Source organism: Epibacterium sp. MM17-32 (genome assembly GCF_022348205.1).
Classification (GTDB): Bacteria; Pseudomonadota; Alphaproteobacteria; order Rhodobacterales; family Rhodobacteraceae; genus Epibacterium.
Window position 1 is genome coordinate 184,307 of record NZ_JAKRFC010000002.1, and the last position, 15,209, is coordinate 199,515.

The 15,209-nt window shown below is 64.6% G+C and carries 9 protein-coding genes; 6 read left to right on the forward strand and 3 right to left on the reverse strand.

Annotated features, from left to right (window positions below):
- Window positions 1-28 precede the first annotated feature (28 nt).
- Window positions 29-3,448 carry an indolepyruvate ferredoxin oxidoreductase family protein gene (locus MHM88_RS03845; protein ID WP_239360194.1) on the forward strand — a complete coding sequence of 1,140 codons (3,420 nt, stop codon included), beginning with the start codon at window positions 29-31 and terminating at the stop codon, window positions 3,446-3,448.
- Window positions 3,449-3,556: 108 nt separating this feature from the next.
- On the opposite strand, the gene MHM88_RS03850 is transcribed toward MHM88_RS03845, so the two are convergent.
- Both MHM88_RS03850 and MHM88_RS03855 read right to left on the reverse strand, forming a co-directional pair.
- Entirely contained in the window at window positions 3,557-4,231 is a 675-nt protein-coding gene (locus MHM88_RS03850; protein WP_239318896.1) for a TetR/AcrR family transcriptional regulator, read from the reverse strand.
- A gap of 131 nt (window positions 4,232-4,362) precedes the next feature.
- Window positions 4,363-4,854, reverse strand: coding sequence for a class I SAM-dependent methyltransferase (locus MHM88_RS03855; protein WP_370687451.1), 492 nt, complete (start codon window positions 4,852-4,854; stop codon window positions 4,363-4,365).
- Between the two features lie 254 nt (window positions 4,855-5,108).
- On the opposite strand from MHM88_RS03855, the gene MHM88_RS03860 reads away from it, so the two are divergent.
- Genes MHM88_RS03860 through MHM88_RS03880 form a run of 5 tightly spaced genes read left to right on the forward strand, consistent with a single transcriptional unit; the run spans window position 5,109 to window position 12,339 of the window.
- Window positions 5,109-6,899, forward strand: a complete 1,791-nt coding sequence (locus MHM88_RS03860) for an ABC transporter ATP-binding protein (protein WP_239360196.1) — start codon at window positions 5,109-5,111, stop codon at window positions 6,897-6,899.
- Window positions 6,892-8,814, forward strand: coding sequence for an ABC transporter substrate-binding protein (locus MHM88_RS03865; RefSeq protein WP_239360198.1), 1,923 nt, complete (start codon window positions 6,892-6,894; stop codon window positions 8,812-8,814). Before MHM88_RS03860 ends, MHM88_RS03865 begins: the two co-directional genes overlap by 8 nt.
- A complete protein-coding gene (locus MHM88_RS03870; RefSeq protein WP_239360200.1) occupies window positions 8,814-9,842 on the forward strand; it encodes an ABC transporter permease in 1,029 nt (342 codons plus the stop codon). The genes MHM88_RS03865 and MHM88_RS03870 overlap by 1 nt, the downstream gene beginning before the upstream one ends.
- Window positions 9,839-10,996, forward strand: a complete 1,158-nt coding sequence (locus tag MHM88_RS03875; protein WP_239360202.1) for an ABC transporter permease — start codon at window positions 9,839-9,841, stop codon at window positions 10,994-10,996. Before MHM88_RS03870 ends, MHM88_RS03875 begins: the two co-directional genes overlap by 4 nt.
- The gene (locus MHM88_RS03880; RefSeq protein ID WP_239360204.1) at window positions 10,993-12,339 is read left to right on the forward strand and encodes a CoA transferase; all 1,347 of its coding nucleotides are present in this window, start codon (window positions 10,993-10,995) and stop codon (window positions 12,337-12,339) included. Before MHM88_RS03875 ends, MHM88_RS03880 begins: the two co-directional genes overlap by 4 nt.
- 354 nt (window positions 12,340-12,693) lie before the next feature.
- On the opposite strand, the gene MHM88_RS03885 is transcribed toward MHM88_RS03880, so the two are convergent.
- Window positions 12,694-15,081 (reverse strand): mechanosensitive ion channel family protein, encoded by a 2,388-nt coding sequence (locus MHM88_RS03885; protein ID WP_239360206.1) that lies wholly within the window; start codon window positions 15,079-15,081, stop codon window positions 12,694-12,696.
- Window positions 15,082-15,209 lie beyond the last annotated feature (128 nt).

Consider the following 15,209-nt stretch of genomic DNA (forward strand, 5'->3'; position numbering starts at 1 on the left):
CATGCCCGATAGCCACGAAGGAGCCGACATGACCGAGCTGTCCCACGCGTTTGACACGTACCAGCTGGAGGACCGCTACGCCCGCACCGAAGGCCGCGTGTTTCTGACCGGAACACAAGCCCTCGCCCGGATCATGTTGGACCAATCCCGCCGCGACCGCGCCGCGGGGCTGAATACAGCGGGCTTTGTCTCCGGCTATCGCGGCTCCCCACTTGGCGGTGTCGATCTGGAATTCTGGCGCGCCCGCGACCGGATGAGCGAGGCCGACATCACCTTCATGCCCGCCGTCAACGAGGACCTCGGCGCCACGGCCGTTCTGGGCGCGCAACAGGCCGTTCTTGACCCCGACTGCGCGGTCGAGGGCGTGTTTTCCATGTGGTACGGCAAGGGCCCCGGCGTGGACCGCTCCGGCGATGCGCTGAAACACGGCAACGCTTACGGCTCTTCGCCGAAAGGCGGCGTTCTGGTGGTGGCGGGCGATGACCACGGCTGTGTCTCCTCTTCCATGCCGCATCAGTCGGATGTGGCCTTCATGTCGTGGTTCATGCCGGTCCTGAACCCCGCCGATGTGGGCGAATACCTGTCCTTTGGCGAATACGGCATCGCGCTGTCGCGTTATTCCGGCACATGGGTGGGGTTCAAGGCGGTCTCGGAAACCGTGGAAAGTGGCCGCTCGGTCGAACTGCCCAAGGACCGCACCTTCACCCTGCCCGATCTGCCGGACTATCCCGGCGGGCTGCACATCCGGTCTTCCGACCTGCCCAGCCCCGAGATCGAGACCCGCATTCGCGCCAAACTTCAGGCCGTGCGCGCCTTTGCCGAGGCCAACCCGATCGACCGCCGCATCTACGATCTGCCCGAGGCGCGCTTTGGTATCGTCACCACTGGCAAGGGGCATCTCGACCTGATGGAGGCGCTGCGCCTTTTGGATCTGGACGAGGACGCCTGCCGCAGCCTGGGCATCGACATCTACAAGGTCGGCATGGTCTGGCCGCTGGCCCGCGCCGAGGCGCTGCGTTTTGTAAACGGCAAGGAAGAAGTGCTGGTCATCGAGGAAAAACGCGGCATCATCGAGAGCCAGTTCAAGGAATATTTCTACGACTGGCCCGGCGACAAGCCCAAGAAAATGGTCGGAAAATACCACGCCGCAGGCGAACCGCTGATCCCATGGGTGGGTGAGTTGAGCCCTCTGATGCTGGTGCCGGTGGTGGCCGAACGTCTTGACCGTTTCTTCCCGGACCTGAACCTGCGCGACAAGGCGCGCGCCCTGACTGAGCAGCCGCCCAACCTTTTGAACATCCCCGGTGCCACCCGTACACCCTACTTCTGTTCCGGCTGCCCGCATAACACCTCCACCAAGGTCCCCGAAGGCTCCACCGCCAACTCCGGGATCGGATGTCACGTCATGGCCTCTTGGATGGGGCGCGACACCGCAGGCTATGCGCAGATGGGCGGCGAAGGCGTGCCGCATCTGGTCGCGTCCAAGTACAACGGCGGCAAACATGTATTCCAGAACCTTGGCGAAGGCACATGGTATCACTCCGGCTCGCTCGCCATCCGTCAGGCGGTGGCAGCGGGGGCCAATATCACCTTCAAGGTGCTCTATAATGATGCGGTGGCCATGACCGGCGGTCAGCCCGTGGACGGCCCGGTCTCGGTCGCAGGCATCGCGCAGGCCGGGCGCGCCGAAGGCGTAGAACGCATCGCGCTGATCTCAGATGATATCGGTAAATTCACCCGCAGCGACTTCCCGACGGGCACGTCTTTTCATGATCGCGCCGACCTTGATCTGGTCCAGCGCGAACTGCGCGAGATCAAGGGCGTCACCCTCCTGATCTACGAGCAAACTTGCGCCACTGAGAAACGTCGCCGCCGCAAACGCGGCAAGATGGAAGACCCCAAGCGCTTTGCCTATATCAACGATCTGGTCTGCGAAGGCTGCGGCGATTGTTCCGTCGAGAGCAACTGCCTAAGCGTCGAACCCAAAGAAACCCCCTTTGGCCGCAAGCGCAAAATCAACCTCTCCAGCTGCAACAAGGATTTCTCCTGCCTCAATGGCTTCTGCCCCAGCTTCGTGACGGTTGAGGGCGCCACCCGGCGCAAGAAGGAACTGCGCGATCTGGACGCCCAGCAGCTCACCGCCGATCTGCCCGCACCCGACCTGCCTGCGTTGGGGAAACCCTTTGACCTATTGGTCACCGGCGTTGGCGGCACCGGTGTGGTCACGGTCGGCGCGCTCATCACCATGGCCGCCCATCTGGAGGGCAAAGGCGCATCGGTGCTTGATTTCACAGGCTTTGCGCAGAAATTCGGCACCGTCCTCAGCTACATCCGCCTCGCCAAATCCCCGGATGAGGTCCATCAGGTGCGCACCGATCTGAGCGCGGCGGACGCGGTGATCGCCTGTGACGCGGTGGTCTCCTCCGCGCCCAAAGCCTCTGCGCATTACCGCGAGGGCAGCCGGGTGGCGCTGAACCTTGCCGAAATGCCCACCGGCGACATCGTTCTGCGCCGCGACGCCACACTCGACATCCCCGCCCGCGCCCGCGCGGTGGCCTCGGTGGTCGGCACCGAGAACATCACAGCCCTCAATGCAAACGCAATTGCCGAAACACTTCTGGGCGATGCGGTGCTGGCCAATGTCATCATGCTGGGGTTCTCATGGCAGCAAGGTCTGGTGCCCGTCAGCCTCACCGCTTTGCAACAGGCCATTGTGCTGAACGGCGTCGCGATTGAGAAAAACCAGCTCGCCTTCGCCATTGGCCGCGCCATGGCCGCCGCACCGGATCGCCTGAAATCCCACTACAACGAGGACACGCCAGAGGACGAAACGCTGGAGCAGCTCATCGACCGCCGCGCCGCGTTCCTGACCGCCTACCAGAACGCAGCCTATGCCAAGTCCTACACGGATCGCCTGAAGCGCCTGCACAGGGCACTGCCCGCAGATCAGGCCGACGCGCTCACGGCCACCGCCGCCCGCAGCCTCTTTAAACTCATGGCGTATAAGGACGAGTTCGAAGTGGCCCGCCTGATGAGCGCCGACAGCTTCAAGGCCGAACTCGACCGCGAATTCGACGGCGACTTCACCGTCAAATACCACATGGCCCCGCCGCTCTTGAACTTCAAAACCGATGCCCGGGGCCGCCCGGCCAAACGCGCGCTTGGGGCTTGGATGACACCGGTGCTGTCCTTGCTGGCCAAAGGCAAGACCCTCCGCCAATCCCCGCTCAACCCCTTCGCCTACCACGCTGAGGCCCGTATGCACCGCGACCTCAGGGAGTGGTTCCAGAACCTGATCGACGACATCATCGCCCACCCTGCAGCCCTGCCCCCCGACACGCTGGACACCATCCTCAAAGCCCCGATGGAAATCCGCGGCTATGGCCCGGTGCGCGCAGAGGCCGCCCGCAGGGTAAAGGCCGAGGTCGACGCCCTGCACATAGCCTGACCGCTTCACCTTTTCCAAAATACCTCCCGCCGGAGGCCACGGCCCTGTCCCTTTTTGGGGGCAGGGCTCAACCTGACGCGCGCCAGCGCGCCCGCTTGGCAGACGCCTCTAACGGGACAGATCGCGCCAGAACCGGCGACTGTAATCGGCAAACTCCTGCATCTCCGCATCCGTCGGCGCCTGGCCGGTAAAGACCTTCAGATACTCCGGCGTCATCGAGAGACGATAGTCATGGCTCTCCTGCGGCTCAGCCATGTCATAGCCAAGCTGCATGTAATACAGTACCTTGGCCCGGGTGAGCGCCTCAAGGTCATCACATCCGTAGCGCTGAAACATGGAGGTCAGCGCCGCCACCCGCGCCGCATCCCCCGCCCGCATCCGTGCCAGCACCGCATCGGACCGACGCGCCCAGTCGCGCACCGCAAAATCAAGCGCGGTGTCGAACAGATCCGGATTGGCGATACAGCGAAAGATGTTCAGGACCGCACCGGTGACCCGCTCCGCCGGCGCCTGCGCCTGTGCGATCAGACCCGCGGTATTGGTCTCTTCCCAGCGGGTCAGCAGGGCGTCCAGCAGGTCCTGCCGCGACTTGAAATACCAATAGAAAGAGGATCGCGAGACCCCCATCGCCTCGGCCAGCGCCAGCACTTTCACCCGCTCCACCCCGTCACGGATCAGAACATCCAGCGCGACATTCAGCCAATCGTCGCGGGTGACCTTGATATTGCCGATCAGGGGCGCGGCGTCGGGATCATCACGGTGCAGCAGGGGTCTGGATGTCATCACGCTCTCGGGGTCATCGCGCGCCTATGTCGCGCCCGTGCACAGTGCCCCGATGGGCACGCCAGTGCAAGTCGCGGCGGAGCACCGCACTCACCGCGCCGCCCTGCCCGCCCGCGCTGGATCAGATCCGCTCAGACCCGCTGATACACGAAACAGCGCCCCTCGACCGCGCCTTCGGGCAGGGGCAGTTCCTGCATCTGCTCAAAATACATCCGGTCGGAGGAGACCATCAGCCCCCCCGGCGCCAGCAGCGGCTCCACCAGCGGCGAAATCAACCGCGCAAAGGCATCGTTCTTTTCGCGGTTGTGCCCGCCCAGATCCGCATGGATCAGGCTGGCACTGGCCCCGAACCGGTCCAGCGCCGCGGGCAGCGTCTCGCGCACGTCTCCCAGGATGGTGCGGTCTTCCGGCGGAATACTGTCGGGATGCGCCCCAACCGCGCGCTCGAACACATAGATGTCGCGCCCCCGGATCCGCTCCCGCATGTGATGATAGGTGCGCCCGTTGCCCAGCCCCAGTTCGAACACCGGCCCCGGCAGCGGGTCGGTTTCGGCAATGGCAAAGTCCAGGCAGGCGCGCTGCGACACCATCCGGTCGATGAACAAATCCAGTCTCGTCGGCACTTGTGATCCCTTTTCGATTGGAACAGCCACGCGGACTGTCGCGTTGATGTCGTAACTTCACACTATCAGCCCCTGCGTACCGCCATCGGTGCGGCGCGGGAACGGGCGCGTGGGTCACAATTGCTCCAGCAGTCCCCTGCCTGCGACAAATGGCATTTGACTACAAGGGCCTGCCCGCGCGAAGGTATGGCAAAAACAGGGAGATCTCACATCACCAGTCTTGCGCAGCGATCACGCGGCAGGGACCACTAGCAATGCGTCCCCTTCTGTCGGTCGAAGACCTAAGTATCGGGTTCGGAAAGGACAAGCCGGTTGTCCGGAATGTGAACTTTTCCGTCGCCCCCGGCGAAACGCTGGCCCTTGTCGGCGAAAGCGGCTCTGGCAAGACCATCAGCTGCCGCGCCGTGCTGCGCATCCTGCCGCGCACTGCCAGATTGCATTCGGGTCGCATGATGCTGAGCGGAAGCGCCGGCGATGGCGATGGCGATGGCGATCTCGACCTTGCCCGGATCAGCGAACGCCAGATGCGCCGCGATGTGCGAGGCAACCGGATCGCCATGATCTTTCAGGAACCGATGCGCTCGCTCTCGCCGCTGCACCGGATCGGGAACCAGGTGGCAGAGATCATCCACCTGCACAGATCGGTGTCCGAGTCAGAGGCCCGGCGTGAAGTGCTCGAATGTTTCGAACGTGTGGGCTTTCCCGACCCGGACCGCACCTGGCGGTCGTATCCGTTTGAGCTCTCGGGCGGCATGCGCCAGCGCGCCATGATCGCCATGGCCATGGTGGCCAAACCCGACCTGCTGATCGCCGATGAACCCACAACCGCGCTCGACGTGACCACCCAGGCGCAGGTGCTTGGGCTGATGAAGGATCTGCAGCAGGAAACCGGCATGGCGATGATCCTTGTCACCCATGACCTCGGCGTGGTGGCCAATATGGCCGAACAGGTGGTGGTGATGCACAAGGGGCGGGTGATGGAGTCCGGCCCGGCAGAGCCGATCCTGCGCGCCCCCGCACACCCCTACACCCAGCATCTGTTCAACGCCGCCCCCAAGATCCCGGAGGCGATCTGCCCGCTGCGCGACGGGCAGGAGGACCGCATCCTGGAGCTGCACAACGTCACCAAGACCTTCACCATGCGCTCCGGCAAGAGCTGGAGCAAACCGGTTCTGGTGCGCGCCTGCGAACAGGTCGACCTGAGCCTGCCCCGCGGCAAGACGCTGGCCATCGTCGGCGAAAGCGGTTCCGGCAAGACCACGGCGGCACGGATCGCCCTCGGGGCCGAAACCGTGGACCCCGGTGGCGAGGTGCTGTTCCGCCCGACCACGGGTGCGGCACCGCTTCAGGTGCACGATATGGACCGCGATGCCCGGCGCGCCTTTCAGCGACAGGCGCAGATGGTGTTTCAGGATCCCTATTCCTCGCTCAGTCCGCGCCAGCGCATCTTTGACACCCTGGCCGAACCGCTGGAGATCCATGGCATCGGCAGCCGCGCCGATCACAAGGCCCGTGCCGCCGAGATGCTGCGGCTGGTCGGCCTGCCCGCAGACATGCTCAGCCGCTATCCGCATGCGTTTTCCGGCGGCCAGCGTCAGCGCCTGTCGATCGCCCGCGCGCTGATGCTCGATCCGGCGCTTCTGGTCTGTGACGAGCCGACCTCGGCGCTGGACGTCTCGGTGCAGGAGCAGATCCTGACGCTGCTGGAAGAAATCCGCGACGCCCGCCAGCTGTCCTATCTGTTTATCAGCCACGACCTTGCAGTGGTGGCCCGTATCGCGGATGAGGTCGCTGTCATGCGGCGCGGCATGATCGTGGAACAAGGCCCGCCCGAGGTTCTGTTTCATGATCCCAAACACCCCTATACCAAGGCGTTGATCGCCGCTCAGCCGGTGCCCGATGTGGACCGGCCCATCAACCTGAAACTCGTGGCCCAGGGCGCAGGCGCGCCCGAAAGCTGGCCGGAGGCCTTCCGCTTTGCCGGACAGGATGCCCCGCCGCTGGTGCCACTGGACCCCGGACACAAGGTACGCTGTCATGTCTAACGCACGCCCCCTGTTCACCCTCGCCTCCACCCTTGCCTGGGCACTGGCATTGCCGCTTGTGGCGATCGCACAGCCGCAGCCGCAGGAGAGTGGCTTCTGGAGTCAGGAGGTCGAGGCAGGCGATCTGCCCCCCGTCGCCGACCGCATTCCTGCCGAACCCCTGGTGGTGAATGTCGCCGCAAAGGGCCGCACGCCCGGCCTTCAGGGCGGCACATTGAACACCATGGTCACCCGCTCCAAGGACATCCGCCAGATGGTGGTCTACGGCTATGCCCGCCTTGTCGGCTACAACGAAGCCTACGATCTGGTGCCCGACATCCTCGAAAGCTTTGAAAGCGAGGGCGACCGCAAGTTCACGCTGAACCTGCGTGAAGGGCACAAATGGTCCTCGGGGGATCCGTTTACGTCGGCCGATTTCGAATACTGGTGGAAACACATCGCCAACAACGAAGACCTGAACCCCACCGGCCCGCCGGATTTTGTCCGCGTCGAGGGGGAGCTGCCGCAGGTCTCCTTTCCCGATGCGACCACCGTGGTGTTTGAATGGACCACCCCCAACCCCAGCTTCCTGCAGGTGCTGGCGCAGGCCGCCCCGCCCTTCATCTATCGCCCCTCCGCCTATCTGAAACAGTTCCACAAGGATTTTGCCGAGCCCGAAGCGCTGCAGGAGGAAATCGACTACGCCCGGGTCAAGAGCTGGGCCGCGCTGCACAACAAGCGCGACAATATGGACAAGTTCGACAATCCCGACCTGCCCACGCTGCAGCCCTGGATCAACGCCACCGCCGGCAAGAAGATCCGGCACCAGTTCGTGCGCAATCCCTATTACCACCGCATCGACGAGAACGGCGTGCAGCTGCCCTATATCGACACCGTCGAGATGGAGATCGTCTCCGGCGGGCTGGTGGCGGCCAAATCCAACGCCGGCGAGGCCGACCTGCAGGCGCGCGGCCTCGATTTCCGCGACATCCCGATCCTGCGCAAGGGCGAGGCCGCCGGGGGCTACCGGACCGAGCTCTGGTCCTCCGGCACCGCCTCGCAGATCGCGATCTACCCCAACCTCAACACCGTCGATGAGGTCTGGCGCCAGACCCTGCGCGACGTGCGCGTGCGCCGGGCCTTGTCGGTGGCCATAAACCGCGCCGCGATCAACAAATCGCTCTATTTCAAACTGGCCAAGCCCGGCGCCATGACGGTGCTGGAGCAAAGCCCGTTCTTCGACCAGAGCCTGCGCGATGCCTGGGCGCAATATGACCCGGATCTGGCCAACAGGCTGCTGGACGAGGCCGGATTGGTCGAACGGGACGGCTACGGCATCCGCCGCCTGCCCGATGGCCGTCCGATGGAGCTGGTGATCGAGACCGCCGGCGAGCGTCAGGAGGTGGAGAACGCGCTCCAGATCATCACCGATGACTGGCGCGATGTGGGCGTCAAGCTGGTGATGCGCCCGCTGGACCGCGATATCCTGCGCAACCGGGTGTTTTCCGGCACCACCATGGCCTCGGTCTGGTACGGCTGGGACAATGGGCTGCCGCAAAGCTATACCTCGCCCGCCTATCTCGCCCCCACCGATCAGGTGTTCCTGTCCTGGCCGAAATGGGGCCAGTTCTACCAGACCGGCGGCGCGGTCGGCGAAGCGCCCGACCTGGCGCCCGCCCAGCGCCTGATGGAGCTGCTGCACGACTGGAACCTCGCCACGGATGCCACCATGCGCGCCGAGGCCTGGCGCGAGATGCTGCAGATCCACGCCGACAATGTCTTTGCCATCGGGCTGGTGGCCGGCGCACCGCAGCCGGTGGTGGTCTCCGACCGGTTGCGCAACGTGCCCAAGACCGCGATCTGGGCCTGGGATCCGGGGGCGCATTTCGGCGTGCACCGGATGGATGAGTTCTTCTTTGAGGACGGCCAGGGCTGATGGAAATTCTCCGCTACGCGATCTACCGGTTCGGCACCATGCTGCTGACCCTGCTGCTGGTGTCGGTCCTGGTGTTCTTTATCATCAACCTGCCGCCGGGGGATTTCCTGTCGAACCAGATCGCGGAACTGCGCGCCACCGGGCAGGAGGCGGGTGTGGCCAAGGCGGAATTCCTGCGCCGCGAATACGCCTTGGATAAACCGCTCTGGCAGCAGTACTTCATCTGGATGGGCATTCTCCCCGGCCCGCACGGGTTTTCCGGCATGTTGCAGGGCAACTTCGGCTGGTCGTTCGAATTTGACCGCCCGGTCTCCGAAATCGTCGGCGAAAGCCTCTGGCTCACGGTGCTGGTGAACCTCGCGGCGGTGCTGTTTGTCTATCTGGTGGCGCTGCCCCTGGGCGTTCTGGCCGCCGCCAAATCGCGCACCATGATCGACTACACCGCCGCTTTCATCGGCTATCTCGGTCTGGCCACACCGAACTTCCTGCTGGCGCTGATCCTGTTCTACTACGGCCACCAATACCTGAACCTGCCCATCGGCGGGCTGATGGCGCCGGAGTTCGAGGGCGAGCCGATGAGCTGGGACAAGGTCAAATCGATCCTGATCCACCTGATCGTGCCCACCTTCGTGATCGGCACCTCCGGGGCTTCGGCGATGATGCAGCGGCTGCGCGCCAATATGCTGGATGAGCTGGGCAAACCCTACGTGGAAACCGCCGTGGCCAAGGGCATGCGCCCCTCGCGGATGCTGGCGAAATACCCGCTGCGGGTGGCCTTCAACCCCTTTGTGGCCGATATCGGCAACCTCTTGCCCGCGATGGTCTCCGGCTCAGTTCTGGTCTCGGTGGTGCTGGGGCTGCAAACGATCGGCCCGGTGCTGTTGCAGGCGCTGAAATCGCAGGACATGTTCCTGTCGGGGTTCGTTTTGATGTTCGTGGCGCTGCTGACTTTGATCGGCACCATGATCTCCGACGTGCTGCTGGTCCTGCTTGATCCGCGCATCCGCTATGAGGGGCGTGAGACATGAGCCAGAATTCCCCCGATGGTCGCTATGTCGACGATGCGCCCTATGATCCGCAGGCCTCGATCCGCGAGCTGGAGCGCAAGGACCTCGACGCCCCCAACTGGGTGCTGATCTGGCGCAAGTTCAAGACCCACCGCCTCGGCCTGATCTCCGGCATCTTCCTGCTGTTCTGCTATGTGATGCTGCCCTTTGTCGGCTTTATCGCCCCCTACGGGCCAAACGAACGCGATGCCGAACATCTCTATTCGCCGCCGCAATCGGTGAACCTGTTTCACGAGGGCGAATTCCTTGGCCCGTTCATCTATCCGCTGACCTCGGAAGCGGATCTGGAGACCTTTCAATGGGTGGTGAAGCCCGATTATGACAATCCCCGGCAGATCGAGTTCTTCTGCGAGGGGGCAGAATATCGCCTCGCCGGGCTGATCCCTGCCGATACCCATCTGTTCTGCGCCCCCGAGGGCGCGACATTGTTCCTCTGGGGCTCTGACCGGCTGGGCCGCGACATCTTCAGCCGCATCCTGTTTGGCGCGCAACTGTCGCTGACGGTGGGTCTGATCGGCATCACCGTGTCCTTTGTGCTGGGCATTTTCTTCGGCTCGGTGGCGGGGTATTTCGGCGGCAAAATCGACTGGGTCATCAACCGGGTGATCGAGATCCTGCGCAGCCTGCCGGAGCTGCCGCTCTGGCTGGCGTTGTCCGCCGCGGTGCCCTCCACCTGGTCGCCGGTGGCGGTGTTCTTCATCATCTCGATCATCCTCGGCATATTGGACTGGCCCGGGCTGGCGCGTTCGGTACGGGCCAAATTCCTCAGCTTGCGCGAAGAGGAATACGTCCGCGCCGCCGAGATGATGGGGGCCTCGTCCGGCCGCGTCATCAAGAAGCACCTGTTACCCAACTTCATGAGCCACCTGATCGCCTCGGCCACCCTGTCGATCCCGGCGATGATCCTCGGCGAGACGGCGCTGTCGTTCCTCGGCCTCGGCCTGCGGGCGCCCGCCGTGAGCTGGGGCGTGATGCTCAACGATGCGCAGAACCTCGCCAATATCGAGATCTACCCCTGGACCGCGATCCCGATGCTGCCGATCATCGTGGTGGTGCTTGCCTTCAACTTCCTTGGCGATGGTTTGCGCGACAGTCTGGATCCCTATCAGCAATGACACTCCTGACCTCCCTCCCGGCCCCCGGCTCCTATCGCGTCACCGGCACCGGCCACCGGCCGAGTGCCTACGCGGTGTCGGAACTGGCCAATGCGTCGGTTGCGGCGGTGGGGCTGGCCATGGCGGATCTGATCGCGGCGCTGAACCTGGCCGCGCGCGCGCCGGAGGTCACGGTGGATCAGCGTCTGGCGTCCTTGTGGTTCGGCGCGTCCTTTCACCCGGACGGCTGGGAGATGCCCGCGCTCTGGGATCCGATCGCTGGGGACTACCCCTGCGCCGATGGCTGGATCCGCCTGCACACCAACCTGCCGCACCACCGCGCTGCGGCGCTCTCCGTGCTGGGCTGCGCCGAGGACCGCGAGGCTGTCGCGGCAGAGGTTGCACATTGGGACGGCGATCCGCTTGAACAGGCGGTGGTCGCCGCCGGCGGTGTCGCGGCCGCCCTGCGCAGCCGCGCGGACTGGCAGGCGCATCCGCAGGGCAAGGCGGTCGCGGCAGAGCCCTTGGTGGACTGGATCAAGCCCCGCCGCGTGGTGCTGCGCGACCGCCCGGAGGCAAGCCTGTCGCGCCCGCTTCAGGGGATGCGGGTGCTCGATCTGACGCGCGTGTTGGCCGGTCCCGTCAGCACCCGCACGCTGGCCGGGTTCGGTGCCGATGTGTTGCGGATCGACCCGCCCGGCTGGGACGAGCCCGGGGTCCTGCAGGAGATCAGCCTGGGGAAATACATGGCGCAGCTCAATCTGCGCAGTGCGCTTGACCGGGAGCGGCTGAAGGACCTGCTCGCGCAGGCGGATGTGCTGGTGCACGGTTACCGGCCCGGGGCGTTGGAGGCATTAGGGCTCGATCTGGCGACGCGCGATGCCATTGCGCCCAACCGGATCGAGGTGACGCTGAACGCCTATGGCTGGACCGGTCCCTGGGCCGGGCGGCGCGGCTTTGACAGCCTGGTCCAGATGAGCGCCGGGATCGCCCACGCCGGGCAGGACTGGGCCCGGAGCGACCGGCCGACGCCGCTGCCCGTGCAGGCGCTGGATCACGGCACAGGCTATCTGATGGCCGCAGCGGTTCTGTCCGCCCTGGCGGCGGCGGCCCGGGGCGAGGAGGTCGCGGTGGCACGACTGTCGCTGGCGCGGATGGCCGAAACGCTGGTGGCACTGCCCAAAAATCTGGGAGGCGCCCAGATCCACACCGCCGATGCGGCGGATCTCGGGCCCCATGAGGACAGCGGCTGGGGGCCGGCACGACGCCTCTCGCCGCCCCTGAGCCTGGAGGGCTGCGCGATGTGCTGGAGATGGCCTGCCTCTCCGAGCGGCACATATGCGCCCCGGTGGGACGCCGCCTGATTGTTGCGGCTTGCTACCCCGCCGGGAGGACGCGGACGGGGCGGGCCATGGCTGAACCGGACACAGCAGTTTTGCCGGGCCTCACTCGGCGATCAGGGGCCTGCGGCTGCCCCTGACGGCCTGCAGTCAGCCGCAGACGGCGCGGCCTTCAAAGCCCGGAATTCGTTTCACGCGCTGACATCAGCCGCCATCCCCCTCGCCCAGCGCCAGAGGCCTTTCGCTTCGGGCTATGCCCGAAGCGACCCGCGCCGCGGACCCTTCCGGGTCCGCGGCGCGCGCGGCCCAACTCCAAAGGGGGCGCAAGGCACTTGCGGTCCGCTGCGGAGGCGGGAGAGCCTGCCTGCCTGCCTGCCCTCAGCGATCATCCCCGCCGCCGCCGTCATTGGCATCCATCAGATCGTCCTCGATCGCTGCCTGTGCCGCCCCAAGTGCTGCATCCCGTCGCGCCGGCGTGTTGCGCTCCTCGCTGTCATCCACGACCCGCACCGTGACCTCCCGATGCGCGAACTTGATTCCTTCGCGCTCAAACAGGTCGCGGATCTCCTGGAACACCTTCTTGCGCACCAGCCACTGATCGCCCGGTTTGGTCATGAACTTCACCCGGATGATCATCGCCGAATCCTGCATCTCGATCACCCCCTGCGACTTCAGCGGCTGGATGAAGTTGTGGCCGATCACCTCATCCTTCAGCAGCTCCTTGCCGAGGGTCTTGATCAGCTTGCGCACCTTCTCCACGTCGGTGTCATAGGTCACCCGCAAGGGCAGCTTCATGATCACCCAGTCGCGGGAGTAGTTGGTCAGCACCTGGATTTCGCCAAAGGGGATCGTGTGCAGCGCCCCAAGGTGATGGCGCAACTGGAACGACCGCACGGAAATCTTCTCCACCGTGCCCTTGACGCTGCCGATGTCGATATACTCGCCCCGCCGGAACGCATCATCCAGCAGGAAGAAGGCGCCCGAGAATATATCCCGCACCAGCGTCTGCGAGCCAAAGCCCACCGCCAGGCCAACGACACCGGCGCCGGCGAACAGCGGGCTGACGTTGATGCCGATCTCCATCAGGACAATCAACACGATGGTGACGATCACGACGGCGAGGATCGCACCGCGAAACAGCGGCAGCAGGGTCGCCAACCGACTGGCGCTGGAGGCGCCGCCTTCATCGCCAAGCTCGCCGTCCTCCTGATCCTGGCTTTCCTCCTCGATCTTGCTGTCGATCCAGATCCGGGCGATGTGAAAGACCAGATAGCCGATGAACAGGATCACCAGCACGTCGATGATCCGGTCGAGAACCGAGTTCTCCTCCAGCGAAAAATCCGGGTTCCAGACATAGATCAGCGACACCGCCCCGCCGAGGAACGCAAGAATGCCGGCGGCACGGCGCGCAAGATCGCGGAAGGTGGCGATCGGGTGCCGCGGCACTCCGGCCTGCGCCTGCCCGTCGCCTGCAACCGAGCCCTCCGGATCACCCTCCGCGTCGGTATCTCCCGCGGCAGGTTCCGCGATGATTTCGGCGCGGCGGCGCCGGGTCGCAAACTGTTCGATGACGTAGTTGATCAGGCCATAGACCACGAGGATCGAACTCAGCACCGCAAACAGCCCGATGTTCGGCGGAACCGGGCTAGGGTTCTCCAGCACCAGATCAAAGGTCAGCGCCAGCCAGCCAAAGGCAATGTAGAGGATCACCATCGGGGCCCAGATCCAGGACAACAGGCGGTTCGGCCAGGCCACGACATGCGCCGCCCCGGCGTTGCGGATCGCCGCCGAGACCGCCCGCGCGTTGACCAGCACCAGCAAGATCCCCAACAGCGACGAGACCAGCATCAGGATGGCATAGGTCAGCACGTAGATATTATAGTTGAGGCCGAAGTCCTGCACCCAGGTTGCAATCATGACCGCCGCAAAATCAAACGTCGCCAATCCCGACAGCCACAGATACAGCCGCCGTGCCGCCCGGTCCTCCAGCGCCGGAATGCGGTACTGGCTGAGGTAAGGCGACAGCACCATGCGCCACAGATCAGAAGCCGTGCGGGCGGCAAAGAAGGTCAGGTAGACCGCAAGCGAGGTGAACTCCACCGAGACATCGCCGGAGGGACCAAAGACAAGCAGCGTCACCACCAGCGCAAAGACCATGGCAAACAGCGTTGCCCCCAGCCCGGCAAAGAAGCGGATCAGCAGGAACGGCATCTTGCCCGCATAGCCCTCGGGCGCATCCTCGATCCGGCTGACCACAAACCGTTTTATCAGGCGCTTGCCATAGATCTCGACCGACAGCCAGCGACCGACCAACAACAGCAGCAGCGTGATCACCATGACCTCCACATAGGTCATGATGCGCCCGTCGGGGCTGGTGGCGCGCAGAATATAGGCCATCTCGATATAGGAGTTGGGCAGCGCCTCAAGGCGTTCGTTCAGCTGGGCCCGGAATTCGCGCATCCGGGTCTGTGCCTTCATCATCGACGAGGCCCCGCCCATGACGCCCGGCTCATTGGCCATTTCCGCCTCGGCTTCGGCCAGCGCCGCCGCCCCGGTCAGCGGCCGTCCGCTGCCATCCAGGATCACCACACCAACGCCCGCCTCCGAGGCCTGCCGGATCGCCTCCGCCAGGGCGCTGGCGTCGCCCGCATTGTCGCGTCCGGCAACGCTATTGAGCGCGGTCTGGGCCTGGACGCCCCCCACGGACAGGACACACAGCACTGCCACCACGATCCACAACCGAAACAGACTTACCAGGCTCTGCATGACGTTTTCTCCCTTGGCCCTTTGGGCAAATGATATGCGATCCGGGTCATTTCCGGTGACAACTGTCGATTTTGCGCCTCAAATCACATCTCGTTCTCTTTGGTTTGATTGCATGACCCGCCTCTGCA

What these genes read in the sequence shown, in the direction of transcription:
- MHM88_RS03845 (WP_239360194.1), top strand. Translation starts at nt 29, where the DNA reads ATGACCGAGCTGTCCCACGCGTTTGACACGTACCAGCTGGAGGACCGC.
- MHM88_RS03850 (WP_239318896.1), bottom strand. Translation starts at nt 4,231, where the DNA reads ATGACATCCAGACCCCTGCTGCACCGTGATGATCCCGACGCCGCGCCC.
- MHM88_RS03860 (WP_239360196.1), top strand. Translation starts at nt 5,109, where the DNA reads ATGCGTCCCCTTCTGTCGGTCGAAGACCTAAGTATCGGGTTCGGAAAG.
- MHM88_RS03865 (WP_239360198.1), top strand. Translation starts at nt 6,892, where the DNA reads ATGTCTAACGCACGCCCCCTGTTCACCCTCGCCTCCACCCTTGCCTGG.
- MHM88_RS03870 (WP_239360200.1), top strand. Translation starts at nt 8,814, where the DNA reads ATGGAAATTCTCCGCTACGCGATCTACCGGTTCGGCACCATGCTGCTG.
- MHM88_RS03875 (WP_239360202.1), top strand. Translation starts at nt 9,839, where the DNA reads ATGAGCCAGAATTCCCCCGATGGTCGCTATGTCGACGATGCGCCCTAT.
- MHM88_RS03880 (WP_239360204.1), top strand. Translation starts at nt 10,993, where the DNA reads ATGACACTCCTGACCTCCCTCCCGGCCCCCGGCTCCTATCGCGTCACC.
- MHM88_RS03885 (WP_239360206.1), bottom strand. Translation starts at nt 15,081, where the DNA reads ATGCAGAGCCTGGTAAGTCTGTTTCGGTTGTGGATCGTGGTGGCAGTG.